The 1,906-nt window shown below is 62.2% G+C and carries 2 protein-coding genes; both read left to right on the forward strand.

The genetic code is table 11. The features are described from left to right. The first annotated feature begins 173 nt into the window (after positions 1-173). Positions 174-1,139 (forward strand): sugar phosphate isomerase/epimerase family protein, encoded by a 966-nt coding sequence (locus ABX749_RS31290; protein ID WP_372899486.1) that lies wholly within the window; start codon positions 174-176, stop codon positions 1,137-1,139. Further along, positions 1,136-1,816, forward strand: coding sequence for a hypothetical protein (locus tag ABX749_RS31295; RefSeq protein WP_145211557.1), 681 nt, complete (start codon positions 1,136-1,138; stop codon positions 1,814-1,816). Before ABX749_RS31290 ends, ABX749_RS31295 begins: the two co-directional genes overlap by 4 nt. Positions 1,817-1,906: the final 90 nt, after the last annotated feature.

Genomic DNA, 1,906 nt, shown 5'->3' on the forward strand with positions numbered 1-1,906 from the left:
CCCCCCCCCCCCCCCCCCCCCCCCCCCCACGACCGCCAACCCGACACGCACGGTGACAAGGAGTACGAGTCCATCGGTGGGTCTTCGTTCGCAATTGGATCGCGCCACTGCCAACGCAGATCCGTTTGAGATTAAACTACGCGGCTACCCTTCCTAGCTTTTTAAAGATCGACATGACCAACCGACGTTCATTTATTTGGGCCGCCACCGCCGCCACGGCTTCTGCGGCAACGTTTCCCAGCCTGTCCGCACGGCTCGCGGCTGCAGAACCGAGCACCCCGGACCTGCCCGTCCGTTTCTCGCTCAATACCAGCACGATTCGCGGTCAAAACCTGAGCATCGAAAAACAGGTCGATGTCGCTGCGGCGGCCGGTTACGACGGGATCGAACCGTGGATGCGTGACATCGAAACCTTCCTTGCCGAAGGCGGCAAACTCGGTGACTTGCGCAAACGCATCGAGGACGCCGGGTTGTTTGTCGCCAGCGCGATCGGGTTTGCCAATTGGATTTCAGACGATGACCAGCAGCGGCGGGCGGGGCTGGAAGCGGCCCGTCACGATATGGAACTGGTCGCGGGACTGGGAGGCAAGCTGATCGCGGCGCCGCCGATCGGGGCGCATCGAGGCGGCAGCGTTTCGCCGCCGTTGGAACTGGTTGCCGAGCGTTATCGCGCGCTGTGCGAAATCGGAGCTTCGGTGGGCGTTCAACCCCAATTGGAATTGTGGGGATTTTCGCCCACGCTCAGCAAACTGGGTGAATTGGCGTACGTGGCCACCGCCGCGGCTCATCCCGCCGCCTGCGTCTTGCCGGACTTCTATCACATCTACAAGGGCGGCAACGACTTTGCCGGCCTGTCCATGATCGAAGCCTCCAAAATGCTGTGTTTTCACATCAACGATTACCCGGCTGATCCGCCGCAAGACAAAATCGCCGACAAGGACCGCGTGTTTCCCGGCGACGGCGTTTGCCCGTTGCCCACGATCATTCGCGGTTTGATCGACAACGGATTCACGGGAACGTTTTCACTGGAATTGTTCAACCCCGAGTACTGGAAACGTGACGCGCTGGCCGTTGCGCGCGAAGGCTTGGAAAAATCAAAAGCCGTCGTCCAGCAAGCCCTGTCCCTGTCGGTCGGATGAGCGAAGAAGCCCCAGCAACGTCGCCGCGACGCGTGCCGGTTCAGTTTTCACTGACCTGGTTGTTGACGGTGCTGCTGGTGGTCGCGCTGGCGTCGGGTTACGCGGTGACTGCATTGCGGTTGCGATCGGCCGAAACCGAATTGATGCGGCTGCGTGAGGAAACGGGCTATCTGCCGCCCTCGGATCAGGACGAAATCGCCGCGGTGCGACTGAACAGTGACCAGCCGATGACCTATCGGCTGCGGGTCCGCGTGCCCGCCTCACCGCGGTATCGGATCGCGTACAGTTCACTCTGGCCGGAATCCGCGGCCGCACCCCACTGGTTTGGCGCGGTCGCCGTGCCGCCGGGCGAGTCGGTCGTGACGGTGCGAATTCTGAGAGATCCACGCGATGATCGCTGGAAAATCACGACACTTCGTCGCGGTGCCGATGGGACCCGCCGGATGGCGACCGTGCTGCCGGAAAAGCACGTCGAGATCTTTCGCGGGTCCCACGATTGGCTCCGCTCCGGCGTGACCCGACAGTGCTCGACCCGGCCGATCGGCCAGTCGTTGCGACTGTTGGATGAACGGGTCTTGGTTGGCGAAGGGGCGATGATGCTGTACGGTGACGGGCCGCCGAGCGGTGAGATGGTGGGCGTGTTCGCCGAACTGCAACCCGACACCGGCGCCATCTAGTGCTCTGTCCAGGTTTGAATGCAGGTTTGCGTTGGTCGAGCGGAAAAGGGGTCAGGTACCAAAAACCAAATGGCCCAACGGGTGCTTCGC

The organism is Stieleria sp., assembly GCF_041595215.1.
GTDB classification, from domain to species: Bacteria; Planctomycetota; Planctomycetia; order Pirellulales; family Pirellulaceae; genus Stieleria; species Stieleria magnilauensis.

Excerpts from the sequence above, each read along its gene's own strand:
- ABX749_RS31290 (WP_372899486.1), top strand. The coding sequence starts at position 174 with ATGACCAACCGACGTTCATTTATTTGGGCCGCCACCGCCGCCACGGCT.
- ABX749_RS31295 (WP_145211557.1), top strand. The coding sequence starts at position 1,136 with ATGAGCGAAGAAGCCCCAGCAACGTCGCCGCGACGCGTGCCGGTTCAG.